Source organism: Pseudomonas arsenicoxydans, assembly GCF_900103875.1.
Classification (GTDB): Bacteria; Pseudomonadota; Gammaproteobacteria; order Pseudomonadales; family Pseudomonadaceae; genus Aquipseudomonas; species Aquipseudomonas arsenicoxydans.
In genome coordinates this window covers 4,823,037-4,849,547 of sequence record NZ_LT629705.1, presented here as the reverse complement: position 1 = coordinate 4,849,547, position 26,511 = coordinate 4,823,037, and the positions used below count along the sequence as shown (strand labels likewise).

Genomic DNA, 26,511 nt, shown 5'->3' with positions numbered 1-26,511 from the left:
CTGAACTCAAGCTTTGGTAAACGTTTGAATAAAGAGATTGACCGGGAAATCCCCCAGCGCGGCGCTGATGTTCAGCTCCTTGTGGTGTGTGACTGCGGTGCTGGAAAAAAGTCCCTTCAGATTTTCTTCAGAGGCGGCGAACGGTAATTTGACCCGCGTATCGCCCCAGCGCAGCGCCTCTACCTGAGGTTCTGCACTGTTTTCCAGCAACGCGGCGCAACGTATCGGAACGATCACGATGGCGCGTTTTCCCTCATGTTCTCGAGCAAAGGCCAACACACGGTGAGCCTGGCTGCCGACCACCTCAAGGGCTTGATACGTCCCTCGCTGGAACAGCTCGGCATGCTCCGCCCGCAGGTTCAACGTCTGGGCGATCAAGGATTGCTTGATGCGCCCGTCACGCCAGCGGGTCAGTAGATCGGGCAGATTCACGGACGCCTGCATGGCCTGTTGGCGGCTGGCGTAATCCACGGGCCGGCGGTTGTCCGGATCGACCAGTGAGAAGTCCCAGTACTCGTTGCCCTGATACAGGTCCGGCACCCCTGGCACGGTCATTCGCAGCAAGGTTTGCGCCAAACCATTGAGGGCGCCAGGGACGGCGATTGTTTTCGCCGCGTTACCCAGTGCTGCGCGCAGCAGTTGACCTTCGGGGCTCAACAGCAGGCGCTGCAGGAATTGCTGAGCGGCTTGTTCGTAAGCCTCGTTCGGCGCACTCCAGCTGCTTTGCAACTTGGCTTCGCGCAGGGCTTTTTGTTGCCACTGCCACACACGCTGATTGTAGTCCTCCAGCGCCGATTGATCGTCGTCGCGCAAATCCAGCGGCCAACTGCCGAGGATTGCCTGGTAGAGGATCAGCTCATCGCCGGCCGACGGCATCTGCTCGTCGTCACGCAAGGGGCTGGCGAGGGTTCTCCAGTGCGCAACCTGCTCGGCGTACCAGGCGCTGCGTTCGCTCAGCACCGCGAGCCGCGCTCGGGTGTCTTCGCCGCGTTTGTGGTCGTGGGTCGCGGTGGCCAGCAGGTTGTCTGGAAATTCGGCGAGACGGTTGGCGCAGACCGCATGAAAATCCGCCACGGGGGCGCTGAACTGCTCCGTGCTGAAGCCCACGTCGTTGCGCGACAGCAGAACCGCCGAGCGATAGAACGCGGTGTCTTCCACGGCCTTGGCCGCGGCCGGGGAGGTCAATTGCTGGAAACGCACGCAGGCATGCTTGAGGATCTTGCGCTGGCGACCAACCGGCCGGTGGCGCCACGGTTCACCACCGAGCCATCCGGCCAGGCAGTCAAGCACGGGCCAATCGGCTTCGCTGAGGGCCTGCCGGGCCCCGTCCATGGCTTGCTGGAAAAACACATCGTCTTCGCCAGAGCGACCCCGCGCACTGATGTAGGTGCGGTACACCGGGAAATGCACGATCAGTTCCTGCAACGCCCGGCGGATCGCACCGAGTGTCAGGTCGCGGGTCATCAGGTCATCGCGGGCCACTTGCAGCAACGCTTGGGCAACGCTTTCGAAATCCCCGGCAAGTGAGCCGTTGAGGATTTGCTGGCGTGCCAATTGCGCTTCCTGACGGAAGTCGGCGGGCCGTTCGCTGTAGAGATTCCACAAGTTGCCCAGGTTCTCGGCACCTTGCGGATCATGCTGCAGCAGCGACAACTGGTTCATGAATTCATAACCGGTGGTGCCGTCCACCGACCAGTCGCGGTGCAGGGTTTCGCCTTCACCAAGGATCTTCTCGACGAAGATCGGCAGGTGCCGGTCGGGCGACAGGGTATCGACCCGACGCCGCAGTTTACGGCAATAGCCGCGCGGGTCGGCGAGGCCGTCGATGTGGTCGATACGCAGACCGTCGACCAGGCCTTGCGCCACCAGCTCGAAAATTTTTGCATGCGTCGCTTCGAACACCGCCGGCCGTTCGACCCGCAGGCCGCCCAGTTCGTTGATATCGAAAAAGCGCCGCCAGTTGATGTCATCGGCTGCCGTACGCCAGCTCGCCAGACGATAGCTCTGGCGTTCGAGCAGGTTGTGAAGTCGCTGAAAACCCTCGGGCGTCAGCGAATCGAATTGGCTGATATTGTCCTGGATGCACTGCAGGATCGCGGGGTTGCTGGCGAGCTCGCGCAACTCGGCTTTCAGCGGTATTGCCAGGCCATAAGCGTCCGTCTGGTAGCTCAAGGCACTGAAGCGGTCCGCGAGAAACTTCAGCGCTTCGTCGTCGCTTCTGAGCAGTTCGCCATAACTGGACGGACAGATCGGGAAGTGATGCTCGTAGTGCTCGACATAAAAGGCACCGCGCTGCGCATCGAAGCGCAAGGGCAGGGTGCCGTCCTGCAAGGCGACGCCGTAATCGCTGCCGAGGAAAGGCAGCAGCAACTGGCCTTCCATCAACGGGTCGGGCGAGTGCCATTGAATGTCGAAGAACTCGCCGTAAGGGCTCAGGCGACCCCATTCAAGCAAGTCCAGCCACCACGGATTGTCACTGCCGCCGACGGCCATGTGGTTGGACACGATGTCGAGGATCAGCCCCATCTTGTGCTCGCGCAACGCAGCCACCAGACGGTGCAACGCCGCTTCGCCACCCAGCTCGGGGTTGACGGTGGTGGGGTCCACCACGTCGTAGCCATGCATGGAACCGGCACGGGCCGCGAGCAGCGGCGAGGCATAGAGGTGACTGATGCCCAGGCTGGCAAAGTACGGGACCAGCGGGACAGCCTGGTCCAGTGTGAAGCCTTTATGAAATTGCAGCCGCAGGGTCGCCCGCAGCGGCTGGAGGTCCGAATGATTCATTGGTCACGCTCGCCGGCCTGAAGTCGCGCACAGGCGAGTAATTCCAGGCGCCGGGCGGCGTCCGGGTGATCAAGCAACGCCTCGCTGGCACCGGGCAGACGCCGCGACCAGTTGGGATGCGTGTCGATGGTGCCGGGCAGGTTGGCCTGTTGTTCGATGCCCAGGGCATCTTCCAGCGGCAACAAGACCAGTGGCGCCCGGGTGTGACCGAGGAAGCGGATGGCCGCGTCGAGCACCTGATCGGTTTCATGGGACTCTTCGCGAAAGTTCTGCGGGTCCTCGCTCAACACACGGCGCAGGCCTTCACGCTCGCGCTCACGGTGTTGGCGCCATTCGATTTCACCCGTGGCATCGACCAGGCCCAGTCGGGCGTTCCAGTCGATATCACGGCCATGCCACCAACCATTGAGGGTCGGCAGATCATGGGTGCTGGTGGTCGCCAGGGCATTGTCCGGCCACTCAAGCATTGGCTTGAAGTGCGTGTTGTCCTGTTCAAACAACAGCACGCGCATGCCGAGGATCGAGCGGGCAATGAGTTTTTCCCGCAGGCCTTCCGCCACGGTCCCGAGGTCTTCGCCCAGCACAATCGCCTGATGGCGATGGGATTCCAGGGCAAGCAACCGCAGCAGGTCGTCTACCGGGTAATAAAGGTAGGCGCCGTCGGCCGGCGGTGAACCGTTGGGGATCACCCACAGCCGCTGCAGGCCCATGACGTGATCGATGCGCAATCCGCCGGCGTGGGCAAAGTTGGCGCGCAGCATTTCGATGAATGCGCGAAAGCCGTTACGCACCAGGCCTTCAGGGGAAAACGCCGAAATGCCCCAGCCCTGGCCCGTGCGATTGAGAATGTCTGGCGGTGCGCCGACCGTCAGCGAGGCGAGCAGTTCGTCCTGGCGACTCCAGGCCTGGCTGCCACCGCCGTCGGCACCCACCGCCAAATCGGCGATCAGCCCGATGCTCATGCCCGCGCCACGGGCGGCGGATTGCGCGCGCTCCAGGCAGCGGGCAATCAGCCATTGGCAAAAGGCGAAGAAGCCGATGCGTCCGGCGTTCTCTTCGGCAAATTCGGCGAGGGCGGCGCTGCGCGGGTTGCGCCATTGTTCCGGCCACTCGCGCCAGTCGAGGCTTTCGCCCTTGGCCAGGCGTGCTTCCTGAATGGCTTCGAAGCGGCAGTGATTTTCCAACGCTTCACCGGCTGCGTGGCGAAAACTGCTGAAGTCGGCGTGCAGCGGGTGTTCGCCTTGCACAAACCCTTCGTACAGGGCTTGCAGCAAGCGGTGCTTGGCGGCGGCGGCCACGGGCCAGTCAATCAGCGCCTGTTCTTCCAGCTGTTGCAGTTCGCCGGCCAGCCCGGTTGCATCAATCGCGGCACGCCAGGCGCGTTCGCCGAGAATGGCGCCCGGGGCGGCGTACAGGCTGTTGAGGAACAATCGGCTGGACGGGGAATACGGGCTGTAACGGTGGGTGTCGCTGCCGAACATGGCATGCAACGGACTGATCGCCAGGGCTTCGGCGCCCCGTTCACCGGCAACCCGGGCGAGGTCTTCCAGCGCCTGGGTATCACCGAAACCGCCATCACCGGGACGACGCAGCGAATACAGCTGGACACTCAGGCCCCATGTCCGCGGGATCGGAGTGTCGACCGCATCGCCGACGCTGTAGCAGCGCTCGGGTGCTACCGCCAGGGTGAATGACTGTCCATCGATGCTGACATGCTGATAGCCGACCGGGATCAGCCCCGGCAGAACCGCCTGCGCGTCGAGCTTGAGGTTCAGCCGGGAGCCGTCTTCAAGGTGGACTTCGCAAGGGGTTTCGGGCTCGAAGTAATGCGCCAGGTCCAGGCCGACACCGACATCGCAGGTGAGCAGCGGTGGCAGGTGGCGCGTCTGTTGGACTTCTTGCAGTTGCAACAGGCTGGCGTCGATTTCCTGGGCGCTGCTGGCTGGGTGGCCGAGGCCGGTCAGGACGGCGCGTAGCACCGACGGGGCGACTTTTTGCGGGCGACCGTTGGCATCGATCCAGTCAACGGCCAGGCCAGCACGGCCGGCCAGTATTTCAAGTTGCGCGTCGCTCATTGGCGCTCTCCATCAGAGGGTAGCAAAGGGGCTGCAGCGGTGAGGCTGACTAGCGCGCAATACGGGGCAAGCGTGCCCTGATCCAACAGGTCGGCAGAATGCGGCGGATATTCGAACAGCAACGCAGCGTCGACCTGTGGGGTGTGGACCACAGGCGTGTTGCCGAGGTTCAGGTCAATACGCAGCTCACTGCCGTCGCCCATACGCCAGCGTGCGCTGACCGCGCCTTTGGCCAGGACGTCGGCCCCCAAGGCTTGGGCCCCGGGAAGGCGCGGGATGATGTGCTGGTGGCGCAAGTGCAGCAGTCGGCGATACAGCGCGTACACCGACGATTGCTCAATCGATGATAGCTTCGGGCGCGATGCTTCAAACGTCTGCGGTGCGTTCGGATCGGGAATCTGTTCGCGCTTGTGCGGGTCGGCAAAGGCGCTGAATGCGGCAAATTCATTGCGTCGACCTTCGCGCACCAGTTCCGCCAGTTCGCCGTGATGGCTGGTGAAGAACAGGAACGGCTCCTCGGCGGCGAATTCATCGCCCATGAACATCAGCGGGATCATCGGCGACAGCAACAGCAACGCGGTGGCCGCTTTCAGCGCGTCGGGAGGGGCCAGTTGATGCAGGCGCTCGCCGAACGCGCGGTTGCCGATCTGGTCGTGATTTTGCAGAAACAGCACGAAAGCGCTGGGGGGCAAGTGACCGCTGGGCTCGCCCCGGGGCGTGCCGTGGCGCGTCATATGGCCCTGAAACACGAACCCCTGGCTCAGGCATCGCGCCAGTTGTTCGGTCGGTTGTTCGGCATAGTCGGCGTAGTAGGCGTCAGTTTCGCCGGTCAGCAGAACGTGCAGGGCATTGTGCCCGTCGTCGTTCCACTGTGCGTCGAACCCTTCCTCCAGCAGGCTGGCCTGGTTGTGCTCGTTCTCAACCATGAGCCAGACGTTTCGCACCGGGTCGGTCTGCTGACGCACCCGTTGTGCCAGTTCCTGGAGAAAGTCCGGGCTCTCGATGGCGTGCACGGCGTCCAGGCGCAAACCATCGAAGCGGTACTCGAGCAGCCACATCAGCGCGTTGTCGATGAAGAAGTCACGGACCTCGCGCCGTCGGAAGTCGATCGCCGCGCCCCACGGGGTGTGCTTGTCTTCGCGAAAGAAGCCTTTGGCGTAATGATGCAGGTAATTGCCATCGGGGCCGAAGTGGTTGTAGACCACGTCCAGTATCACCGCCAGGCCCAAGCCGTGCGCGGTGTCTATCAGGTGTTTGAGTTGTTCCGGGGAACCGTAGGAAGCCTGGGGCGCATACGGCAGCACCCCGTCGTAACCCCAGTTGCGGTCACCGGGGAACTGCGCCAGCGGCATCAGTTCGATCGCGGTGATGCCTATCTCGATCAGTCGCGCCAGGTGCTGCTCGACACCACTGAAGCCGCCGAGCGTACCGACGTGCAGTTCGTAGATGACGGCCTCGTTCCAGGGGCGGCCTGTCCAGGCGCTGTTTTGCCATTGATAGGCGAGGGGATCGACCACCACGCTGTGGTCGCCGATATCGCCTGCCTGCGCGCGGGAGGCCGGGTCCGGCACCTCCAGCTCGCCATCAATGTTGTAACGGTAACGCGTACCCGCGGGGCAGCGGGTCTTGATCACGAACCAGCCATCGGCCTGAGGCAGTAGCGGCAAGGATTGTCCATCTTCCAGTTCGACACTGACATAAAACGCATCTGGCGCCCACAAGGCAAAACGCGTGTGTTCTGCGTCCAGCATAATTGCGCCGTGGGGCCAGGTCTCAAGGGTCCGTAACGGCATCTTTGAAAGCCTCTTTTTACTGTTTCCCTGATTTACCCAGGGCTTTGGCGACAAGTTGTTCGTAGAGTTCGGCGTAGGGTTCGACGGCTTGGCACCAGTTGAATGGCGCGGTCATGGCACGGCAACGCATGGCATTGAGCAGGTCAGGGAATGCAAATACCTTGAACGCACGGCTCAAGGCCTCCTGATAACTCTCGACCGTGGATTCGTCGAACAGGAAACCGGTCACGCCGTTCTCGATGGTGTCGGCCAGGCCGCCGGTGTTGCGTGCGACCGGCAATGAACCGAAGCGCTGGGCGTACATCTGGCTCAGGCCACAAGGCTCATAACGCGACGGCATCAACAGGAAATCGCTGCCGGCAAACATGCGCCGCGCATCGGTTTCGTTGAAACCGATGCGCACACCGATCTGCCCGGGGAAGCGCAGGGCCAGTTCACGCATGGCCTGTTCTTCTTCCGGTTCGCCCCGACCGATTATGGCGATCTGGCCACCGTTGTTGACGATGTATTCGGAGACCGCTTCGGTCAGGTCCAGGCCTTTCTGATAGACCAGGCGCGAAACCACGGCAAACAGAGGGCCTTCTGAGTCATCCAGGCCAAACAGATCACGCACATGGGCGGCATTGACCGCTTTGCCTTCCCAATCGCCGATGGTGAACGGGCAGAACAGGTGCGGGTCGGTGGCGGCGTCCCAGCTTTCATCAATGCCGTTGGGAATGCCGCTGAGCAAACCTTGCTGGGTCTTGGCGGCCAGAAAACCGTCGAGGCCGCAGCCGAAAGCCGGCGTGGTGATTTCCTGAGCGTAAGTGGCGCTCACCGTGGTGATGTGGCTCGAATAGGCCATGCCGGCCTTGAGGAACGACATCTTGCCGTAGAACTCCATGCCTTCCTGTTGCAAGGCGTGCATGGGAATACCGAGTTCCGGGCACGATCCAAGGCTGGTGACGCCTTGGTACGCCAGGTTATGGATGGTGAACAACGTCGGGGTGCGCTGCCCACGCCAGTGCATATAGGCAGGGGCGAGACCAGCAGGCCAGTCATGGGCGTGCACCAGGTCCGGGCACCAGTGAATTTGTGCAAGGTTGGCGGCGATATCGGCGGCGGCAAGGCCCAGGCGGGCAAAACGAATATGGTTGTCCGGCCAGTCGCGGCCGTTGTTGGCGCCGTAAGGAGAACCTTCGCGCTCGTAGAGTTCGGGGCAGATCAACACGTAAATGACCAGACCGTCCGGCATGTCCATGCGGCCGATCTTGCAGGGTGGCAATGCGGCGTGCCCTCCCATTTCACCAATGATATGGATCGGATTTTCGCTGTGCAGCACTTGCGGATAACCCGGGATCAGTACCCGCACGTCGTGCAGATGAGACATGGCCCGTGGCAATGCGGCGGAGACGTCACCCAAACCACCGGTCTTCACCAGGTCGGCAATCTCGGAGGTGACGAATAACACTTTCTTTCGATTCGGATTCTGACTGGCAGCCGGTGTCAGCGTCTTGGTGCCTGGCACGCTGATCGATTGAGCGCTCGGAGCAACCACGGCGCTCGATTCGCCGACCTGCTGATGAGCACGCTCTCCCTGAATATCTAAAGCCGCACTTATCATATGAATCTCCCGTGTTGTTGATCTAATTCTTAGTCCGGCACAAACGGTGTCGTGGCCAAATCCTGTGGCCGGGCGCGAACGCGCGACGCATAGGTGAGCAAGTGCTGCCCAATGCGTTAAAGCAAAATGGGTGGAGGGGCCGTTGCAAGGAATACACCAGTCGCTTAAGCCCTACCTTTAACCTGACCCCTGGCCACGACCTAAAGTTTCGAGTTTTTTACCGCCAGATGACCGACCGGTTTTACCTCGCGAAAATGAGTCTAGGCCAGATCCTAGAGCGGGGGAGGTCAAGTGGCGAAATTGTTCGACAATCGGTTCAAAGAGGGTAAAGGCACACGGCTTACAGGGGGAAACGCACCGACGAAGTGCAGGTTTATTTTTTATAGTGAGTCAAAACGGGACTGGCAAGTCACGGAAACGGGCGGGTTTTGCGTTGCGTCGCACCATTGTGGTGCGGGCGGATCAAGGGAATGGTGTGGGTTTCAGGGACCCATCGCGGGCAAGCCCGCTCCCACAGGTGACCGCATTCTTACAGTAGGAACGCGATTCATGTGGGAGCGGGCTTGCCCGCGAAGAACGATGACTCGGTATCAGATCAGTAATCGAATCGGTTCTCCCGCCGACCAAGCCTGAATGTCTTCGATCATCTGCGAAAAGAATTGATGATAGTTCTGCTGGCTGACATAACCGACATGCGGCGTCGCCAGCACATTTTCCAGCGTTCGGAACGGATGATTCACGGGCAACGGTTCCACGTCGAACACGTCCAGTGCCGCCCCGGCAAGCCGGTTCTTTTGCAACGCCTTGATCAGCGCTGCTTCATCGACAATCGGTCCGCGGGCGGTGTTGACCAGCAGCGCCGAAGGTTTCATCCAGGCCAGCGCCTGGGCATCGACCAATCCCCGGCTGCGCTCGCTGAGCACCAGATGCACCGACAGCACATCGGCCTGCTCGAACAGTTCCTGCTTGCTGACATGGGTCACGCCCGCTTCTGCGGCGCGTTCAGGCGTGAGGTTTTCGCTCCAGGCGATCACCCGCATGCCGAACACCTGGCCGAACTGGGCGACGCGTTTACCGATGCTGCCAAGGCCGAGGATCCCCAGGGTCTTACCATGCAGGTCGCCGCCCAGGCCTTGCTGCCACTTGCCTGTGCGCAAGGCATTGGCTTCGACCACCAGATTGCGGGTCGCGGCCATGATCAACGCCCAGGTCAGTTCCGGCGCCGCGTGTTTGTAGCTGTCGGTGCCGCAGACTTTAATGCCCAGTTCGGCGGCGGCTTTGAGGTCCAGCGCGGCATTGCGCATGCCGCCAGTGACCAGCAGTTTGAGCTTGGGCAGTTGGCGCAGCAGGTCGGCATCGAATCGGGTGCGCTCGCGCATCACGCAGATCACCTCGAATGCGCCCAGGCGTTGTGCCAGGGTTTGATTGTCGGCCGGATAGTCATGAACAAAGCTGACCTCGCCGATGCTGTCCAGCGCGGACCAGTCGACCACATCACGGGCCACGTCCTGCCAATCATCGATCACCGCTATCTGCACTGCCATCAGCCTTACCTCCTTAACGAACGGGATTGGTTTTGTTCAGCCAGTCGAGCAGGGCCTGGTGGAATTTCGCCGGCTCTTCCATCTGCGGCGCGTGGCCCAGGCCAGGGAATTCGACCAGGGTCGACTGCGGGATCAGCTTCGCCACTTGTTTGCCAAGAACGTCGTAGTGACCGAGCTTCGCCTTGACCTCCGGTGACGCGATATCACTGCCGATGGCCGTGGTGTCGGACGTGCCGATCAGCAACAGCGTGGGCATCTTCAGGTCCTTGAACTCGTAGTACACCGGCTGGGTGAAGATCATGTCGTAGATCAGCGCCGAGTTCCACGCCACTTTCGTGTGTCCCGGACCCTTGTTCAGGCCGGCGAGCATGTCGACCCAGCGGTCGAACTCGGGCTTCCAGCGACCGCCGTAGTAGGTATTGCGTTCATAGGTGCGGATACCGTCAGCGCTGAGTTTGAGCTCGCGTTCGTACCATTGATCGACACTGCGATACGGCACGCCGAGGGCTTTCCAGTCTTCCAGGCCAATGGGATTGACCAGCGCCAGTTGCTCGACTTGATCGGGGTATTGCAGCGCATACCGTGTGGCGAGCATGCCTCCGGTGGAGTGGCCCAGCACGCTGGCCTTCTGGATGCCCAGGGCCTTGAGCAGTTGTTGGGTATTGGTCGCCAATTGCTGGAAGGTGTACTGGTAATGATCCGGCTTGCTGGACGTACAGAAGCCGATCTGGTCCGGCGCAATAACCCGGTAACCGGCTTCACTCATTGCTTTTATTGAACTGTCCCACGTGGCGCCGCAGAAGTTTTTGCCGTGCATCAACACCACGCTGCGCCCGTTGGGCTTGCCGTGGGCGGCGACGTCCATGTAACCCATCTGCAGGGACTGCCCCTGGGACTTGAACTCGAAATGTTTGACCGTGTAGGGGTAGGTGAATCCTTGCAGTTGCGGCCCGTATTCCGGGCCTTCGGCGTGGGCCAGGACAGGCAGGGCCGCCATCAGGAACAGACCGGGCAGCCAGCGGGAGAGGGCAAGTGACATGGGTGAACTCCGTAGAAAACCCACCGATGCTGGATCGGCATGATTAGGGCGACATTAAACACTGGCAATCCGCGCTTCTGATCGTTCAACCGATCCAGCCCAGTGTGGCCAGCGTGAGCACACCGTAGCGCGCGCCCTTGGCCAGGGTGACGATCAACAGGAATCGCCCGAAGGGTTCGCGCATCACACCGGCCACCAGCGTCAGCGGATCGCCGATGATTGGCACCCAGCTCAGCAGTAATGACCAATGGCCGTAGCGTTGATAGTGTCGTCGGGCTTTTTCCAGATGGCGCGGGCTGACCGGAAACCAGCGCCGGTGGCGAAACCGCTCAATGCCGCGTCCCAGCCACCAATTGACCACCGAGCCGAGTACGTTGCCCAGCGTCGCGACGGCCAGCAACGACCACAACCAGTATTGACCATTGAGCAGCAGCCCGACGAGCAGCGCTTCGGACTGCAATGGCAGCAACGTGGCCGCGCCGAATGCCGCGAAGAACAGCCCGATGTACGCGCCGGACATCAATGGGCGGGGTAGTCCGCCACCACGACATCGGTGCCATCTTTTTTCAGACCGATGACTTGATAGGCATCGCTCATGCCATCCATTTCCATGCCGGGCGAACCCATTGGCATGCCCGGCGCGGCAACACCCAGCAAATCATCGCGCTTGCTCAAGGCCAGCACCTGATCCGCCGGCACATGGCCTTCGACGAACTTGCCATTGATCAGAGCGGTGTGGCAGGAGGCCAGGCGCGGTGGCACACCGTGCTGTTGCTTGAATTGGCTCATGTCCGATTCGACGTGATCTTCGACTTTGAAGCCGTTGGCTTCGAGGTGGCTGATCCATTTTTTGCAGCAACCGCAATTGGCATCGCGGTGGACTTCGATGGGGATCAGCTCGGCGGCCTGGGCCAGGGAGGAGATGAACAGGGCGCTCAGGGCGACCAGACGCAGGTGGTTTCGCATGGGGGATCTCGACTCGGATGGCGGTCAAAAAGAGCCATTTTGAACACTTTAGCCATTAAAACGGAGCGAGATTGTTTCGAAGTAATTCCTGTAGGAGCTGTCGAGAGAAACGAGGCTGCGATCTTTTGATCTTGACCTTAAAAAACAAAGTCAAAAGATCGCAGCCTCGTTGCACTCGACAGCCCCTACACAGCTCCTACACGGTTCCTACGGGGGGCTGTGTCATCAGCGAACCTTGAACCGCCCCATGATCGAGCTGACGCGTGCATTGGCTTCCAGCAGTTGATGAGTATTGAGCTCGCTGGCCTGGCCGCTTTTGACCAGTTCATCAACCATGTGACGGATCTGTACCATGCTGCGGTTGATCTCCTCCGTGACCGCGCTTTGCTGCTCGGCGGCCGTGGCGATCTGCGTGCTCAGACTGTTGATGTGGCTGACCGAACCGGCCATTTCATCCAGGCCCGAGTTGACCCGCGCCGTCGCATCGGCGGCGGACTGACAACTGGCCTGGGTGTTTTCCATCGCGCTGACCGAGGAGCTCACACCTTGAGTCAGGCGCTTGAGCATTTCATTGATTTCCGAGGTGCTGGCCTGAGTACGGGCGGCGAGGGCGCGGACTTCATCGGCCACCACCGCAAACCCGCGACCTTGCTCACCGGCCCGTGCCGCTTCGATAGCCGCGTTGAGCGCCAGCAAGTTGGTCTGGCCAGCAATGGCGCCGATCACCCCGAGAATCTCGGTGATGCGTTGCGCGTCCTGTTGCATGCTTTCGACTTTGTGCGTGGCGCTGGCGACTTCGTCAATCAACGCGATGACGCTGCTGGATGCTTCGCCGACCACCACCCGCGAACGGTCGGCGTTTTCATTGGCGCGCTGGGTGAAAGCGGCGGTTTCAGCGGCGTTCTGCGCGACGCTTTCAGCGGTCGAGCTCATCTCGGTGATCGCAGTGACGGTCTGATCAGTCTCCGAGGCATGACGCACCAGAATCTGGCTGGTGTGGGCGGAGGTGCGCTGCAGGTTGTCCAGACTGGACGCCATGGCGCCGGTGGCCTGGGTGATTTCGCCGATCATGTTCTGCAAGTAAATGATGAACGCGTTGACCGAATGGCCGATGGCGCCCAGTTCATCTTCGGCACGGATGGTGATGCGTTTGGTCAGGTCAGCATCGCCGGCGGACAGCGCTTCGATGTTGGTCTTGAGGATTTTCATGCGATTGATCAGTTGGCGAATCGCATAGACCTGCAGCAACACCAACAGGATCACCATCGGAATCTGCAGCAGGCTCAAGGTGCTGAGCACGTCGTCGCGCTGGGCGGTGATCAGTTTGGTCGGCAGGGCGGTGGCGAGGAACCACGGCGTGCCTTCGATCGGCCGCATGAAGAAGGTGCTGGCCTCGCCGTTGTTGTCGAATTCGACCCGCTGCGATTGATCACGGTTTTGCAGGCCTGCCTTCACTTGACTGGCGAAAGGCGAGTTGCCGGCCAGTTCACTGATGTTCTTCAGCACAATCGGTCCGCTGATCCGCGAGCTGTTGCTGATGATCTTGCCATCGGCTTCGACGATCAGCATTTCTGCACCGAGGTCTTTTTCCTTGCGTGCGATCAGGTCATTGAAGAAGCCCAGGGTCACGTCGATGGTTGACACACCGTACGCGGCGCCATTTTACTGAATGGCCATGGCGCAGTTGGTGCGCGGCTCGGCGCTGGCGTCATCTTTATAGGCGGCAGCCCAGGCGCATTGGCCGCGCGGGGTTTGCATGCCGCCCTTGTACCAGCTCTGGTCGTAATAGTTGGGGGCGGCGTCACTGTTCCAGAAGGTATTGACCGCCAACTTGCCCGAGGCATCGCGGTGCCAGAAGGTGCTGAATTTGTTGCGCCCGGCTTCACGCTGGCCGGGCAACGGCCAGATCCCGCCGCCAAAGACTTTCAACTCGCCGTACTGATCAACCAGGCCCGGCAACACCGTATCGATCGCCGCACTGTCGAGCAGGGGAATGGTCTGGGTGATGCTGCGCTGTTGCGCCTGGACCTTGTTCAATTCGCCCTGGATTTGCTCGGCAACTTCGGCAATGCGGTTGAGGGCCACCTGTTCTTCGGTGTGGCGAAGTTTTGGGGCGACCAACTGGCTGATGCCGACGACTGTCAGCACGAACAGCAGAAGGATGAACAGGACCAGAAACAGGGTGTAGCGAGCCTGGATGGTGCGGAATGCGGGCATGGGACCGGTCCTTGTGCAGCGTTCTTATTGTGGGTTTCGCTATGAAAAAATCGGCGCTTCATGGGGCTATCGGCCTGCTGACGGCGAGCTTTAGGTACGGACGTGCAAGACGAGGCGCAGGTGACGGACGCTTCGTGTCTGGCGGGTATCGATCCTGATACAAACAAACTAACCAAGCCGTGCAAACAGCGGAATAAGTTGGCTATGCCCATTACCAGAAGCTGGGATAGGCCAATGAAACAAGGCACTGTCGGCGTTGTATCCGAATTGTACGAGAATTGTAAAAAACACAAATAATTGTTGGTGTGGCTAGTTGCCAGCCTGATACTCGCCCGCACTAAAGTCGGTTAAACAAGGAGTTTTTATGGTCACGCAGTCGGGAGTTCATTCATGACTATCGGCTTAACCGGGGGCTGGACGGCCAAGGCGGGATTACTGGTTCAGGACACGAGCGGTGGCAAAGTTGTCACGCAAAGCGCCCGAGTCAGGCAAATGCTGGCGCTGGTGGGCAATAATCCAAGCGTGCTGAATACGGCGAAAATGGATGAGCTGAAAATCCACCGAAACGTAAAAGGTTTCGACCCGGAAAACGTATCGGCCAGACAGTTGGGCAATCTCAGTGCCTTCTTGAGAGATAGAGGGCTGATTTCTGACATTACGGCGATGACGCTGATGAATGCCGGTGACAAGTTCGACCGCTTCGGCGTGCAGAGTGACCCGGATGCCAAGTTTAATGCCCTGGCGTATTTCGCCACGCAACTCGACACCATCCAGAGCAACAGTATCAAGGGCGACAAGTACGCTGCTGGGTTGATCCCGGAATACAAGAAGGCAATCTACGTTCTGCAGAACCTGCAAACTTACGGCAAGGGCAACGGTACGACAGTGCCGACTGACAAAGGCGTTAAAGGCAAGGCCTGACTCAGTACTGGCCCACCCGGGTTGCGGGTGGGCCAGATGGCGGTTAGCGGTCGAGCAACTTCATGACTTCCTCGGGATAACGCAAGCCTGCGGTGGCATGTGCGGGAAATATCGCTTCCAGCGCCTGCAGCTCCTCCGGGTTTAACTTGACGTCCAGCGCGGCGACGTTTTCTTCAAGGTATTTACGCTGCTTGGTCCCTGGAATCGGGATCAGGTAGTCACCCTGCGCCAACACCCACGCCAACGCCAGCTGCCCGGCGGTCACGCCTTTGTCCGCGGCAAGGGCTTGCACCTGCTGCACCAGCAACAGATTCTTGGCGAAGTTTTCACCTTGAAAACGCGGGCTGAAGCGACGGTAATCGTCAGCGGCAAAGTCGTCCGGGCTTTTCAGGGCTCCGGTCAAAAAGCCACGCCCCAATGGGCTGTAAGGGACGAAAGCAATGCCCAGGCGCTGACACGCGGCCAGGCATCCGTTTTCCTCCTGATCGCGGCTCCATAGCGAATATTCACTTTGCAGTGCGCTGATCGGATGCACCTTGTGGGCGCGCTCCAGCGTGGTTACCGACGCTTCGCTCAGCCCCAGATAACGAACCTTGCCAGCCTTCACCAGTTCGGCCATCGCCCCGACGGTTTCCTCGATGGCCACCTGCGGATCGATCCGGTGCTGGTAATACAAATCCAGGGTTTCAACGCCCAGGCGCTTCAAGGTGCCGTCGATCGCCGCGCGAATGTACTCCGGCCGGCCATTGACGCCACGTGCGTCGGGGTTCGACAGATCGCGGACGATCCCGAACTTGCTGGCCAGAAATACCTGGTCGCGTTTGCCGACAATGGCTTTGCCGATCAACGTTTCGTTGGTGTGCGGACCATACATGTCGGCGGTGTCGAGCAGGTTGATGCCCAGCTCCAGCGCACGGTGCAAGGTGGCGGTGGCTTCGCGGGTATCGACGCCCGTGGTGTAGAAATCGGTCATGCCCATGCAGCCCAACCCGATAGCGGAAACTTGCGGACCGTTTTTGCCCAATTGACGTGTTTGCATGAAATCAACTCCCTGTGGTGAAGGCCCCTAGTGTTGACCTCGACAGAAACAAGATAAACCGGCTAAAACTGCTATCACTATTCGTAATTTCTAAATAATTAGCTGGATGGCCAGAGCAATGGACCGATTTAATGCCATGCGCGTCTTTACCCGAATCGTCGAGCTGGGCGGTTTCGCCAAAGCGGCGGACAGCCTGCAATTGCCCCGTGCCTCTGTCACTGTCCTGGTCAAACAGCTTGAAGCTCATCTTGGGGTGCAACTGCTGCAACGCACCACGCGGCAGATCAGCCTGACCCTCGATGGCGCAGCCTATTACCCAAGATGCGTTCGCTTGCTGGCGGATCTGGAAGAGACCGAAGCGGTGTTCAGCGCGGCCCGTTACAATCCAAAAGGGTTGCTGCGCGTCGACATGCCGTCCGGGATCGGGCGGCTGCTGGTGATTCCGGCGTTGCCGCAATTCACCCAGCGCTATCCGTTGATCGAGTTGGACATCGGCTTGAACGATCGGCCTGTCGACCTGATTCGCGAGGGCGTCGATTGCGTGCTTCGCGGCGGTTCGGCGCTGGACGATTCGCTGGTAGCCCGGCCGCTGGTGATGCTGGACCAGGTCACCTGCGCCAGCCCCGACTACGTGCAACGCCACGGCGCGCCACACAGTCTCGCGGAGCTCGAGGGGCATCAGATGGTTGAGTACTTCTCCAGTACGACCGGCAAGCGATTCGGGCTGGAGTTCATGGTCGACGATCAGGTCCAGGTGATTGACCTGCCCCGACACGTATCGGTCAACAGCGCCGATGGTTACCTGGCGGCGTGTGAAGCGGGATACGGCCTGGTGCAGGCGCCGTACTACCACGTTGCACGTCAGTTGAAGGAGGGGCGATTGTGCGAAGTGCTTGAAGCGGTGCCGCCACCGGGAATGCCGTTGACGGCGCTGTATCCACCTCACCGCCAGTTGTCACGGCGTGTGAGGGTGTTCGTCGACTGGTTGGTAGAGCTTTGCGCGCAACCGGGCAATGACTTTCATCGAAAAGTCTCAAGCCGCTGAGCGAGCGCTACGCAGAGGTTGAGCGTTGTGCTGCAGGTCGTTGTGCAACTGCTGCATGTGGGGGCAATGCAGGCTCAGGGATCGAGGCTGCGCCCCGCGATGAAACAGGGCGAACCATCCATGACGCCCGGGCGCGGGCGTCAGCCCGGTGAAGGCGAATCCGAGCATCGTCAAGCTGTGCAAGGCTTCGGCAAAGTGCGCGGACAACTCGACCCTTGCCGAGATCAGCCAATGGCCGGGCAACTGCCGGACTTGTTCCAGCAGATGTTTATTCAGCCGCTGGATGACGATTTCGAAGCGGTGATGGTGCTGCGTGATCTGCAACGGTATCGAAGACAGCGATGGCACATCGGCCTGCGTTCCAAACACCGAACACAAATGCTCCATGAAGCCACGGCAGCTCTCTGGCCACGCAATGTCTGGAAGCGGTCGGATGTTCCCCTCGACCAGGTAACAGCCCATCACGATCGTTTCCGCAAGTGGCTCGGCGAAGGGCGAGGGGACGTAGTCGGGTAGCACTCCGGTGCTCTGGAAACCGATAGTGGTCGCCATGCGCTGCGTATAGGAATGGTGAGTGACTTGCTTGATCACAACACTCGTTGACCCCAGCGAACCTGCTTGCTCCAGCAGTTCTCGGGAAAGGCGGGTCGCGATGCTTTGTCCCTGCGCGGCGGGATGCACGACGCTGAGGGCCAGTTCGGTGGTGCCAGAAGGCAAGTCATGACACAACGCCGCGTGGCCCAGCACGCGATGATCTTCTACCGCCAGCATGGACATCCAGCGACCATCGGCATTGTGCTGGCTGATCATGTTTGGCAGGTAAACATCCGGCTGGACATAGATATCGCCATAGACCTCGCGAAACAACTGGCTCACGCCCCGAGCGTCCGAGGATCGATAGCGACGAAAAATCAGCTCAGTCATCACGCGGACTCCGACGATGGGGTGTCATAGGTGCGCAAATCCAGCACACGCATCTGTTTGCCGGAGCGAGGGTGAAGCTTCAACTCCGTAACGGCGCATGACAGCACCCGCAACTCCAGCAGGCCTTCTTGCGTCAGGTGCTCGATGGCGGGGTAGTGGGCCATGAGCGCTTCATATAACGCACTGGACACCGCAAAGGTGTCCGCGGCCTGATCGAAAGGAACCCACTTCACGCTCACAATGTCCTTGCATCCCAGCTGCTCGATCCGTAATTGCCATTGGTCGCTGCCAGTAACATTGCGGACCATGTGCAGCACTTCGTCGATCAGCAACGAAAACATGCCCACCCGAACCCGTTGGCTGTGGGCGCTACGTCCCTTGATGGCAAATTTTCGCATGGGCGTGGCGCTGGGCTCTCGCCAGCAAGCAAGGTCTCCTACCGGATAACGCAGCAGCGGCATGAGCCGACGGGTGAGATTGGTCACTACCAGCATCCCGGTTCGGTCACATTCCTCGATGACTTCGCCGGTGAGCTCATCGACGATCTCCAGCACCGTCTGCGGTTCAAACATCCGGTGTTCGCCGAGGGCGCAATCACGGCTGGTTGCACCAATTAGACCCGCATCGACGCTGGCGTAGCCGATGGAAGCAATGCGCACGTTTGGCAGAACCTCGCGCAGCATGTCCAACTGCGAGGCAAACAGGCTTTCGCCGCCGTACAGCAAGGTATCGACCCCCGACAGCACTTGCTTTTGCTCTTTCAGGTAGGCGGCGAGTTGCAGCAACTGCGCCGGTACTCCGACGAGTACATTGATTCGGTGTCGGTCCAGCGCATCGGCCAGAACGTCCATGCTGACCTGTCCGGTAAAAGGAAACTCGCAGATCGAGCGTTTGACGTGCGCCAGTGCGTCATGGATGAACACGAAACTGGCATAGAGATCACCGCAAAAAAACAGGTTGGCGATTCGGTCGCCGTTTTTCAGTTGACAGGAAACACTGTCGCCGAAAGTACTGACCAGTGTTTGCCATTCGCTGACGGTATACACCGACAACTTGCCATCGCTGGTCGATCCGCCCGTTTTAAATACGACGCCATCGCTGAGTTCAGCCGTCAGCACTGGCCAACGATCCAGATCGCTACTGTCAGCCCAATAGTTGGCCACAGAGGTCAGCGGAAGATCTTTCAATGTCAGGGTGTCAGTTGGCAAGTGTTGCAGGTGTGCCTGATAAAAATTTGAATGTTTGCGTATGTAAGGCACGAGTTGTTCAAGCGAGTAAGTTGATTTCACAAGGTTCTTTCCTGCCAGGCGTTCACGGTTATAAGTGTTGGCAAAGTTGTTTTTATATTCTTTTGTCTATAACCAGGGGCGTTTTGCCGCTGTGATTATTTCGTGCAAATCCGGATTCGGCGCACTGTCGAACTTCGACGGTTAACAGCTTGGCGTTCACAGCATTGGCCACGGGCGCGTGAGTCAATAGTTGATCTAATACGTTGCTGCTCGTTGAGTTCGTCAATACCAGCATCCGCTCCCTGCCATCGGGGGCATGATCCAGGATGATTTGGACAGGGCCGCTGATGGCGTCCTGAAGCGCTGACGGTGAAATGAACTCCGTGCCAACGCGCAGCAGCTTGCCGTGGCGTTGCAGCAATTCGAATCGCGGTGAATCGAGCCCGCAAGGGCAGGCGCCGGGTATCCAGCGACCTGTGTCGCCCACCTCGTATCGCCGCACCGCCTGACCCTGGCGTGCTTTTGATGTGAACAACAACCGGCCGATCTCGGTGGCCTCAACCGGCAGGTCCTCTTCGAGGTGGACGATTTCCAGATGCTGCGTATCGCACATCAAATGAAACACGCCGTCCGCCGTTGCCGAGCAGGCATGCCCCAGCGGGCCGGCGTCGACCGAGCCATAGATCGCGGAGCGGATCAGCGAGACGCCGCAGCTTTCCATCAGGCGTATCGTGGCTTCGCCTGGATGCTCGCCGCCAAGAAACACTTTGGTGATGCCGGCATACTGCCGAAGAAGCGTTTGCTCATTGAAAAACAGTCGGTGCAGCGTACTTGGCATGCCGATCAGCACGGACACTCGATGGTCCACGATCATCTGGGCAATTTCGCTGAAATCATCGTTGTATGGCGCCCCCATGGGCAGGTGCGTTGCGCCCAACTGTTCCAGCACTTTGGTGAAACTCGAGAAGCCGCCATACAGGCCACCCCCATAAAACAGGTTCATCACCCGATCCGTCGAGGGATCAAGGCCGGCGGCGAAAATGCCGTCTGCCACGGCGCGCATTTGCCGCTCAAAGTCGCGATAGCTGAACCCGGCCAGTGCCGGTGTGCCGCTGCTGCCCCCAGAGCGGAAAAACAACTGTGCGCTGGCGCTCATCGGCTGGGTCATGAACGCGTTTTTGTCCATGATCGGGTCATGACCCGGAGCAGGGGCGGCAGGCAGTGCGTCGAGTGTCCCCCGACCCGGCACCGCTTGCGCCGGCAGGCTCACCGAGAGACGGCGGCTCAAGCGTGACAGGGCGTAGACACCGTCATGCGGTTCTCCGGGATAACCGTCGTGAATCTGCTCGCACGGTGCGATGCGCGTGACGCCGGCATTGACCAACGTGCGCACCAATGCGGGCGTTTGAGCCGCCGCGCAGATCAGCGCACAGCTTTGCAGGACGGTGCGCCAAGGCAATAGCGTCTCGGCAAGCAGCTCCTGCGGCACCGGTTTGAGCAACAATGTACGAAACAATGGCGACGGCGCGAGCGTTTGATGATGATCCCAGATAATCCGCCACCCGGGACCGGCCCAGACCTGACCCGCCTGATTCGCAAAACAATGATCGAGTCGCGCCATGGCGACGCGGGTGGTGATCTCCGAAGCCTCTTGATCGGTCGGCACCAGCGCTGGCCACTGTGACGCTCGACGTGTAAACGACTCGGCCAGGCGTTCACCCAGGTCTCGCAGGATGGCTGGATCGTTACTGTCCACCAGTAACCATTGCGGGCTGGAACACGCTTGTTGGTCCAGGCTGCACACTTGATCCACCAGCGCCTCCAGCGTCGATGAGTCGGCGGCTTCGGGTGTCAGGTAGGCAAAACTGATCTTGTGCCCCCAATCGATCCAGCGACATCCCGCCGGCAGGTGCTGGCGGATCGCTTTAAGGGCATTTACCCCGCCCCACGCCGCCACCCCGTCGGCTTGAACGCACAGCAGGGGAATCTGAGCAGTAGTGACCGGCAGCACCGCGATGAAGTCGGCGAGCTTGCCGCTGGCGTCGCACTGCACAAGCGCTGCCAATAAGCGTGCAGTCAGGCCTTCATCGCTGGAACTGGGACGTAGCCAATTGATGTTGCCGGCCAGCAGGCTTTCGAGCACGGCACAGAACGCGAGCATCGGCGCATTGCCAGGCGTCACATGCACCACCAGTCCCAGAGGGTGCCAACTTTCAAAGCAGGCTTGCTGGTAGTCGATGCGGCGCAGCGAACGCGGTTGTACACCCAGCTCGCGCTCGATTTTTGTGTTCAGATTGCTGTGTGAACAGAAATCGATGAGCCCTTGGCGTTGATCGTCGTCCAGGGGCAGGTCGAGTCGGCGCGCGTTCAGTTGCAGGCTGAAACGAGCGGCGGCTTCGATGACGGTTTCACTGTCGATCGGCACGTTCAGCAGGTCTGGCAACTGTTTGTGAAGCCGATCAAGCGTGGCCTCAAGGGTCACGTCATCGCGTAATTGGCCATTGATCAAATACATGTCATGCCCCTCCCAACAATTCTGATGCCGCCATCGCACAGCTTCGGCTGGCGGTGGTGCCGGCGCGTCCATGCAGTTCGAACCAATCGGTTGCAAGGCCGCACCCGCAAGCTGTCCCGGGATGCAGCGTTGCCAGGTCGCCCATCACCACGGCATGTGCCGGGCTGGACGAAATGTAGGGCGACACGAACTCAAGCAAACCGGGCCGGCCATAGGGTTGAACAGTGAAGTCGGATGGATTGCGCACGAAAACCTTCGAGTACACCGGGACATGGAAATGTTGGTGGGCACATTGGATGTAGGGCACGGCATGCTCGACGGCGCCATAGCCGTCGCGGCAGCGAGACAGGTCGATGCCCAACTGACGATTGATCCGTCCATACAAACGCGCCAGGGGAATCTCTTGCGCCGCCTGGGTTTTCCAGCCGCCGCCGAGAAACACCAGGGATTGGGCCGGCAGTTGCAGATCCGCTACGTCGGTGTCTTCCATGTGCTGCAGCGCATGGGAAAGAAATGCCGGAAAGCCGAGAATCCGCACCGGCAAACCTTCCTCGGCAAAATCCTGCAATGCGCGAATCACTCCGAACAGGTCGAACTCATGACCCGTGCCCGTCAGGCGCAATCCGTAGGCGACGCGGTTGACCGGCGCATAACGGCACAAAAACTGGTCGGTGTAGGCGGTACCCAGGGTGATTGCAGCCTTGGGCTCGTAGCTCAGGAGCAAGTAATTGCAGGGGCTGTCAGGCGTGTCCCAACCATAGTGGCGAAAAATATGACTGACCATCCCTTGCGCCGCGGCCATGCTGCGCGAGTCGTAGCGCATGCGACTCTTCTGGCCGCTGGTGCCCGATGACGTCAGTTCCAGCGCGCCTTCGCCCGTGGGACCGAACAACAAGTGACGCTTGAAGTAATTGGCGAAGATCGGCGGCAATCTCGACCAGTCGTCCAGCGTCTCCAGATCTTGCGTTCCCAGGCCATTGGCGTTCAGCCAGCGTTCATAGCCTGGCGTGTGGTGGCAATGGAAGAGGCTGATTTCCCCCATGGCCTGATCGAACAAGCCTTCGGGCACGGCTTCCAGGCAATAGGGTTGCGCTAACGCGCAAAGCGCATCGGTATGGGGTAAATGGATCATCGAGAAACCTATGGTGTTGTGTCAGACAGCAGGCACGAAGTGAGGGCGGCGCAGAAACAGTCGTAAGGGCAGCAGGCACATAAGTCCTGCAATGCCGGCCATGAGTGCGAACGACTCGTGACTGTCACCGGCGCCGGCGGCTGCAATCAGCGATCCACCGCCACCCATGATGGCGATCGACAGCATGCCGATCATGGCCGAAACCAGTCCCTTGCTGTCCTCGCTGGTAAACAGCGCAAGGCGGTACAGCGCGGCATTGCTCATGCCAAGGCCGATGGCGTAGAGACTCAGGCAGATGATCAGCAAGGGGGTAGAGGCCGTGCTGAAACTGATGACGATCAAGGCGATGAGTCCGGCGCAAAACGGCCAGAGCGCGTAGCGGATCAGCTGTGGCAATTGCGTGTGGGCAATCAATCGGTTGAGAATTAAATTACCGAGGATGACGGCCGCAAATACCGGGATTTGCCACAGGCCATACTGCAAGGGTGTGAGGCCCTGATTGTGGATCAGCAAGAGCGGCGCCAGGCCGATCCAGGCAATCAATGGCAGGCTCATGACACCCAGTGCGACAGTGGCGCTCAGGAAGCGCGGGTTGGTGAGCAACGCCGCATAGCGCCGCATCGTGCCGCCCCATTGAAATGGCACTGCCGCCAGCCGCTGACCGTCGTGGCGCAAGGTCCCCACGGTTTCCGGCATGAACACATACAGCCCGAGCCAGACCACGACTGCGCCGGTACCCAGCAGTAAAAACAGCTCTCGCCAGGAGAACCACTCCAGCAGCAGACTGCCGAGTAGCGGCCCCAGTAGGGGAGAAAGGAGCGCAATGTTTCCCAGCAACGCCATGATTTTTACCGCATCGACTTCGCTGAACACTTCCTGCAAGGCGGGATAGCTGACGGCGATGACAAATCCCAAACCGAGACCTTGAATCAGTCGCAGGCCATTGAACGCATAGATGTGTTGCACGTTGAATGCCGCTGCACTGGCGATGGCGAATACCGCACAACCGATCAGCAAGAGTTTGCGCCGTCCGTAATGATCCGACAGCGGACCAATCAGCCATTGCAGAAGAATGCCGCCCGCCAGATAAAGATTGAAGGCATGGGGAACATGACTTGCACTGGCGTCAAGATCTTGGGTGACGGTTAACATCGCGGGCATAATCAGGTCACTGGCCATATAGGTCAGCAGTTCGAAAAGTGTTATTGCAAGGCAAAAGCCGAGCAAGTGGAAAGAACTGATGTGTATTAAAGGTTTGTGCATGACATCCCGGCTTTGTTGCTCACGGTTTAATAACGAGATTGAAACGAGGCGGGGAGATTAAACGTCACTGATGGGCAGTTACAATCAACTATTGAGACTTAATGCTTCAATAATTTTCGTTATGTTTCGAAGTACAATAAGCGGCGGGAATAAAGTGTATTTGCTTGTAGGAAAATGCCCGCAGCGAGCGGGCATTTTTTCAGTGAGGTGAGGAACTGGAAATATACGAATGACGTTTAATTAATTAATGATCCTGGCCCGACGTTATCGGTGTTGGTAATAACCGGGTCCGCCCCGGTCGTAATGGTGATCGCCGTGCCAGCCGCCGTGGGGGAAAACGATGCAGCCGCTAAGGGTCAGGAGAGCGAGCAGGGGAATCAGCAGTGTGATTCGACGAAACATTTTTAGATCCTCATGGTTATCGCCGTCATGAAGCCAAAACTCTTCATCGGCTGTAACATGAGACCCCGTTTGTAGCGTTCCATCCCCGCGAAAAGGTAGGGGCTTGGTATGCTCTCGGATACAAACCGGATACATTTTTCAGGTTCAGGAACTCGCAATGACTCAGTCGCAACGTTTGAAATATTCGATTCTGATCTCCCTGGTGGTGCTGGGGATCATGTTCGGCCTTTCGTATCTGCAAAACACAGGCGTCATCAGCGAGAAGCTGTTTCAGTACATCGCCATCGGTGTGGCGGTGATCGTGGTGGTCATCAATGGCGTGATGCGCCGCAAGGTCAAGCCTTGAGCGACGCCTTGGGCTGATTATTCGCCGCGCAGCATGGCTGCAGCGTGCGGATGCAGGCTGTAGCTCTTGTCTGGATTGAGAATGATCACGCCTTCGCTGCACAAGCGTTTCAACACTTCGCGCACGCTGAGAAACGACAGGGGAATATCCAGGTCCAGCAAATATCCGTGCACGCCTCGTACACCCAGGCTGCGCTCGCTTTCGGCGGCGGTCAGCAAGGCGTCGATGACTTTCAGGCGAATCAGGCTGGTTCGCAGGCCAAAGCTCTTGAGCAGCAATCTGATCCGCTCGTTGCCATTGCGCTCGCCCCGTTGACTGAACATGCCGGAGCCCGGGGAGGCGTCCGTTGGCGCATCGCTACCGTCCGTTGGCAGTTGCGAGTTGTACATGCAAAACTCCTTTTCGGAACCGGCCAGGAAATGTGAGGGGGGGCTCTCAATCATTAATACGAACGAGTACGACTAATGATGAGGGCCTGAATGTAGAAAATTTGTCGCCGTCGCGTGAGCGGCATGTAAGAAACCCGCGAAGAGTGTCTTTAGGCGGCTAAATTTTTGTCTTTTGTTTCGGTCCTGACGATCCGTGAGCAGGATGACAAGACAGTGACGGTCGCAGCGCAATGAACATCGAAGGCCGCACCCGGCAGGGTGGCGGCCTTCAGCTTTTCGGGGCTTGCTGCGGAATCGAATTGAGGACGGGATTGCCCTCTTTATTGCGGGTCAGATAGACCGGCAACACTTTGGGCAGGGACGCCACCAGAGTATTGAGCTCCTTGATGTTGTAGATGCCGCCCAGGCGAATCGAGCCCGTGTTGTGATCGGCCACCATCACCGGTTTACTCAGGTAACGATTGATCAACGGCAACGCGTCGTTCAATTCCAGATTATCGAGCACCAATTTGCCGCTGCGCCAGGCAAGTGAATTGTCATTGGCGTCGGTCTGGCTGATTTGGGGCGTGAAGTCACCACGTTTGTAACGTGCCTGCATGGCCGGCCCCAGGCGCATGCCATCCCCTGCAAGGTCACCGCTGCTGCTGACCAGAACCGACCCTTCGATCAAATTGACGCGCACCTGATCCTCGTACATCCAGACGTTGAATCGGGTCCCGGTGACCTGAATCCTACCGTCCGCGGCCCTGAGGATAAATGGATGGCTGGCGTCATGGCTGACGCTGAAGAAGGCTTCACCCTTTTCCAGCGTGATCCGACGTTGATCCTTGTAATTGCTGAATGTGAGTTCGCTGCCGAGGTTCAATTCGACCTGACTGCCATCGCTGAGGGAGACCTGGCGGACAGTGTCGCGCGCTTCAAAATGCTGATACGAATTGGGTAACCAGCCCATGTTCCAGCCGCCATACAGCGCCAGCGGCACCGCCAGGGCGCAAATAGCGGCGGCGATGCCAAGCGTGCGCCAAGGCATTACCGGTCGGCTGTGGGCAATAGGCTCGACAGCGTCGGGCCGGGGCAAATCGCCCGCGATTTCCCAGATCTCCAGAATGGCCTCGTACTCGAACGCATGCAGCGGATGAGCATCACGCCAGTGTTCGAAGGCGATCCGCTCTTGCGCGGTGCAATCGATGGCGTGCAGACGCGTGCACCAGTGCGCGGCGGCGTCGGTGATCGCGTCATATTCGGCTTGCGAGAGAGAACTGTCGGTCATTGACTCATCCTGATG

The 26,511-nt window shown here is 59.6% G+C and carries 22 protein-coding genes; 3 read left to right on the top strand and 19 right to left on the bottom strand.

Features of this window, described 5'->3' with window-relative positions:
* Positions 1 to 6: 6 nt before the first annotated feature.
* From BLQ41_RS22590 to BLQ41_RS31430, 10 genes are all read right to left on the bottom strand, one after another.
* A complete protein-coding gene (locus BLQ41_RS22590; RefSeq protein WP_090184569.1) occupies positions 7 to 2,784 on the bottom strand; it encodes a malto-oligosyltrehalose synthase in 2,778 nt (925 codons plus the stop codon).
* Positions 2,781 to 4,859: a 4-alpha-glucanotransferase gene (gene malQ / locus BLQ41_RS22585; protein ID WP_090184565.1), complete on the bottom strand. Its 2,079-nt coding sequence runs from the start codon at positions 4,857 to 4,859 to the stop codon at positions 2,781 to 2,783. The genes BLQ41_RS22590 and malQ overlap by 4 nt, the downstream gene beginning before the upstream one ends.
* Positions 4,856 to 6,652, bottom strand: a complete 1,797-nt coding sequence (gene treZ / locus BLQ41_RS22580) for a malto-oligosyltrehalose trehalohydrolase (RefSeq protein WP_090184561.1) — start codon at positions 6,650 to 6,652, stop codon at positions 4,856 to 4,858. Before treZ ends, malQ begins: the two co-directional genes overlap by 4 nt.
* A 16-nt stretch (positions 6,653 to 6,668) precedes the next feature.
* Entirely contained in the window at positions 6,669 to 8,255 is a 1,587-nt protein-coding gene (glgA, locus tag BLQ41_RS22575; RefSeq protein WP_090184558.1) for a glycogen synthase GlgA, read from the bottom strand.
* Between the two features lie 590 nt (positions 8,256 to 8,845).
* Positions 8,846 to 9,799, bottom strand: a complete 954-nt coding sequence (locus BLQ41_RS22570; protein WP_090184555.1) for a D-2-hydroxyacid dehydrogenase family protein — start codon at positions 9,797 to 9,799, stop codon at positions 8,846 to 8,848.
* Between the two features lie 13 nt (positions 9,800 to 9,812).
* Entirely contained in the window at positions 9,813 to 10,838 is a 1,026-nt protein-coding gene (locus BLQ41_RS22565; protein WP_090184553.1) for an alpha/beta fold hydrolase, read from the bottom strand.
* Positions 10,839 to 10,923: 85 nt separating this feature from the next.
* Complete coding sequence (locus BLQ41_RS22560; RefSeq protein WP_090184550.1) at positions 10,924 to 11,358, bottom strand: YqaA family protein; 435 nt, start codon at positions 11,356 to 11,358, stop codon at positions 10,924 to 10,926.
* Positions 11,358 to 11,804 carry a DUF411 domain-containing protein gene (locus BLQ41_RS22555; protein WP_090184547.1) on the bottom strand — a complete coding sequence of 149 codons (447 nt, stop codon included), beginning with the start codon at positions 11,802 to 11,804 and terminating at the stop codon, positions 11,358 to 11,360. Before BLQ41_RS22555 ends, BLQ41_RS22560 begins: the two co-directional genes overlap by 1 nt.
* Positions 11,805 to 12,029: 225 nt before the next feature.
* Positions 12,030 to 13,070 carry a methyl-accepting chemotaxis protein gene (locus BLQ41_RS31435; protein WP_408003517.1) on the bottom strand — a complete coding sequence of 347 codons (1,041 nt, stop codon included), beginning with the start codon at positions 13,068 to 13,070 and terminating at the stop codon, positions 12,030 to 12,032.
* A 396-nt stretch (positions 13,071 to 13,466) separates the two neighbouring features.
* Positions 13,467 to 14,021, bottom strand: coding sequence for a PDC sensor domain-containing protein (locus tag BLQ41_RS31430; protein WP_408003470.1), 555 nt, complete (start codon positions 14,019 to 14,021; stop codon positions 13,467 to 13,469).
* Between the two features lie 390 nt (positions 14,022 to 14,411).
* Here BLQ41_RS31430 and BLQ41_RS22545 point away from each other — a divergent pair, with 390 nt between their 5' ends.
* Complete coding sequence (locus BLQ41_RS22545; protein WP_090184544.1) at positions 14,412 to 14,942, top strand: hypothetical protein; 531 nt, start codon at positions 14,412 to 14,414, stop codon at positions 14,940 to 14,942.
* Positions 14,943 to 14,985: 43 nt separating this feature from the next.
* Here the strand turns inward: BLQ41_RS22545 and BLQ41_RS22540 are convergent, their stop codons facing one another.
* Entirely contained in the window at positions 14,986 to 15,981 is a 996-nt protein-coding gene (locus BLQ41_RS22540; RefSeq protein WP_090184541.1) for an aldo/keto reductase, read from the bottom strand.
* A gap of 118 nt (positions 15,982 to 16,099) precedes the next feature.
* Between BLQ41_RS22540 and BLQ41_RS22535 the strand changes: the two genes are divergently transcribed.
* Positions 16,100 to 17,026, top strand: a complete 927-nt coding sequence (locus BLQ41_RS22535; protein WP_090184538.1) for a LysR family transcriptional regulator — start codon at positions 16,100 to 16,102, stop codon at positions 17,024 to 17,026.
* Here the strand turns inward: BLQ41_RS22535 and BLQ41_RS22530 are convergent.
* From BLQ41_RS22530 to BLQ41_RS30725, 6 genes are all read right to left on the bottom strand, one after another.
* A complete protein-coding gene (locus tag BLQ41_RS22530; RefSeq protein WP_090184535.1) occupies positions 17,015 to 17,950 on the bottom strand; it encodes a GNAT family N-acetyltransferase in 936 nt (311 codons plus the stop codon). The two genes, BLQ41_RS22535 and BLQ41_RS22530, sit on opposite strands and share 12 nt — an antisense overlap.
* Positions 17,950 to 19,239, bottom strand: a complete 1,290-nt coding sequence (locus tag BLQ41_RS22525) for an AMP-binding protein (RefSeq protein WP_090184532.1) — start codon at positions 19,237 to 19,239, stop codon at positions 17,950 to 17,952. The genes BLQ41_RS22530 and BLQ41_RS22525 overlap by 1 nt, the downstream gene beginning before the upstream one ends.
* 52 nt (positions 19,240 to 19,291) lie before the next feature.
* Entirely contained in the window at positions 19,292 to 21,694 is a 2,403-nt protein-coding gene (locus BLQ41_RS22520) for an acyl-CoA reductase (RefSeq protein WP_090184528.1), read from the bottom strand.
* Position 21,695: 1 nt separating this feature from the next.
* Positions 21,696 to 22,826 (bottom strand): LuxE/PaaK family acyltransferase, encoded by a 1,131-nt coding sequence (locus BLQ41_RS22515; RefSeq protein ID WP_090184525.1) that lies wholly within the window; start codon positions 22,824 to 22,826, stop codon positions 21,696 to 21,698.
* Positions 22,827 to 22,847: 21 nt separating this feature from the next.
* A complete protein-coding gene (locus BLQ41_RS22510; protein WP_090184522.1) occupies positions 22,848 to 24,089 on the bottom strand; it encodes an MdfA family multidrug efflux MFS transporter in 1,242 nt (413 codons plus the stop codon).
* A gap of 264 nt (positions 24,090 to 24,353) precedes the next feature.
* Positions 24,354 to 24,491 (bottom strand): hypothetical protein, encoded by a 138-nt coding sequence (locus BLQ41_RS30725; RefSeq protein WP_165557409.1) that lies wholly within the window; start codon positions 24,489 to 24,491, stop codon positions 24,354 to 24,356.
* Positions 24,492 to 24,648: 157 nt separating this feature from the next.
* On the opposite strand from BLQ41_RS30725, the gene BLQ41_RS22505 reads away from it, so the two are divergent.
* Positions 24,649 to 24,837: a hypothetical protein gene (locus BLQ41_RS22505; protein WP_028620074.1), complete on the top strand. Its 189-nt coding sequence runs from the start codon at positions 24,649 to 24,651 to the stop codon at positions 24,835 to 24,837.
* A gap of 17 nt (positions 24,838 to 24,854) precedes the next feature.
* Here the strand turns inward: BLQ41_RS22505 and BLQ41_RS22500 are convergent, their stop codons facing one another.
* Together BLQ41_RS22500 and BLQ41_RS22495 are read right to left on the bottom strand one after the other, a co-directional pair.
* A complete protein-coding gene (locus tag BLQ41_RS22500) occupies positions 24,855 to 25,226 on the bottom strand; it encodes a fe2+ zn2+ uptake regulation protein (RefSeq protein WP_090184519.1) in 372 nt (123 codons plus the stop codon).
* 268 nt (positions 25,227 to 25,494) lie between these two features.
* Positions 25,495 to 26,496, bottom strand: coding sequence for a FecR family protein (locus BLQ41_RS22495; RefSeq protein WP_090184516.1), 1,002 nt, complete (start codon positions 26,494 to 26,496; stop codon positions 25,495 to 25,497).
* Positions 26,497 to 26,511 lie beyond the last annotated feature (15 nt).

What these genes read in the sequence shown, in the direction of transcription:
- BLQ41_RS22555 (WP_090184547.1), bottom strand. Translation starts at nt 11,804, where the DNA reads ATGCGAAACCACCTGCGTCTGGTCGCCCTGAGCGCCCTGTTCATCTCC.
- BLQ41_RS22495 (WP_090184516.1), bottom strand. Translation starts at nt 26,496, where the DNA reads ATGACCGACAGTTCTCTCTCGCAAGCCGAATATGACGCGATCACCGAC.
- BLQ41_RS22520 (WP_090184528.1), bottom strand. Translation starts at nt 21,694, where the DNA reads ATGTATTTGATCAATGGCCAATTACGCGATGACGTGACCCTTGAGGCC.
- BLQ41_RS31435 (WP_408003517.1), bottom strand. Translation starts at nt 13,070, where the DNA reads ATGGTGATCCTGTTGGTGTTGCTGCAGGTCTATGCGATTCGCCAACTG.
- BLQ41_RS22540 (WP_090184541.1), bottom strand. Translation starts at nt 15,981, where the DNA reads ATGCAAACACGTCAATTGGGCAAAAACGGTCCGCAAGTTTCCGCTATC.
- glgA (WP_090184558.1), bottom strand. Translation starts at nt 8,255, where the DNA reads ATGATAAGTGCGGCTTTAGATATTCAGGGAGAGCGTGCTCATCAGCAG.
- BLQ41_RS22530 (WP_090184535.1), bottom strand. Translation starts at nt 17,950, where the DNA reads ATGACTGAGCTGATTTTTCGTCGCTATCGATCCTCGGACGCTCGGGGC.
- BLQ41_RS30725 (WP_165557409.1), bottom strand. Translation starts at nt 24,491, where the DNA reads ATGTTTCGTCGAATCACACTGCTGATTCCCCTGCTCGCTCTCCTGACC.
- BLQ41_RS22565 (WP_090184553.1), bottom strand. Translation starts at nt 10,838, where the DNA reads ATGTCACTTGCCCTCTCCCGCTGGCTGCCCGGTCTGTTCCTGATGGCG.
- BLQ41_RS22570 (WP_090184555.1), bottom strand. Translation starts at nt 9,799, where the DNA reads ATGGCAGTGCAGATAGCGGTGATCGATGATTGGCAGGACGTGGCCCGT.
- treZ (WP_090184561.1), bottom strand. Translation starts at nt 6,652, where the DNA reads ATGCCGTTACGGACCCTTGAGACCTGGCCCCACGGCGCAATTATGCTG.
- BLQ41_RS31430 (WP_408003470.1), bottom strand. Translation starts at nt 14,021, where the DNA reads ATGCCCGCATTCCGCACCATCCAGGCTCGCTACACCCTGTTTCTGGTC.
- BLQ41_RS22515 (WP_090184525.1), bottom strand. Translation starts at nt 22,826, where the DNA reads ATGATCCATTTACCCCATACCGATGCGCTTTGCGCGTTAGCGCAACCC.
- BLQ41_RS22545 (WP_090184544.1), top strand. Translation starts at nt 14,412, where the DNA reads ATGACTATCGGCTTAACCGGGGGCTGGACGGCCAAGGCGGGATTACTG.
- BLQ41_RS22510 (WP_090184522.1), bottom strand. Translation starts at nt 24,089, where the DNA reads ATGCACAAACCTTTAATACACATCAGTTCTTTCCACTTGCTCGGCTTT.
- BLQ41_RS22560 (WP_090184550.1), bottom strand. Translation starts at nt 11,358, where the DNA reads ATGTCCGGCGCGTACATCGGGCTGTTCTTCGCGGCATTCGGCGCGGCC.
- malQ (WP_090184565.1), bottom strand. Translation starts at nt 4,859, where the DNA reads ATGAGCGACGCGCAACTTGAAATACTGGCCGGCCGTGCTGGCCTGGCC.
- BLQ41_RS22505 (WP_028620074.1), top strand. Translation starts at nt 24,649, where the DNA reads ATGACTCAGTCGCAACGTTTGAAATATTCGATTCTGATCTCCCTGGTG.
- BLQ41_RS22590 (WP_090184569.1), bottom strand. Translation starts at nt 2,784, where the DNA reads ATGAATCATTCGGACCTCCAGCCGCTGCGGGCGACCCTGCGGCTGCAA.
- BLQ41_RS22500 (WP_090184519.1), bottom strand. Translation starts at nt 25,226, where the DNA reads ATGTACAACTCGCAACTGCCAACGGACGGTAGCGATGCGCCAACGGAC.
- BLQ41_RS22535 (WP_090184538.1), top strand. Translation starts at nt 16,100, where the DNA reads ATGGACCGATTTAATGCCATGCGCGTCTTTACCCGAATCGTCGAGCTG.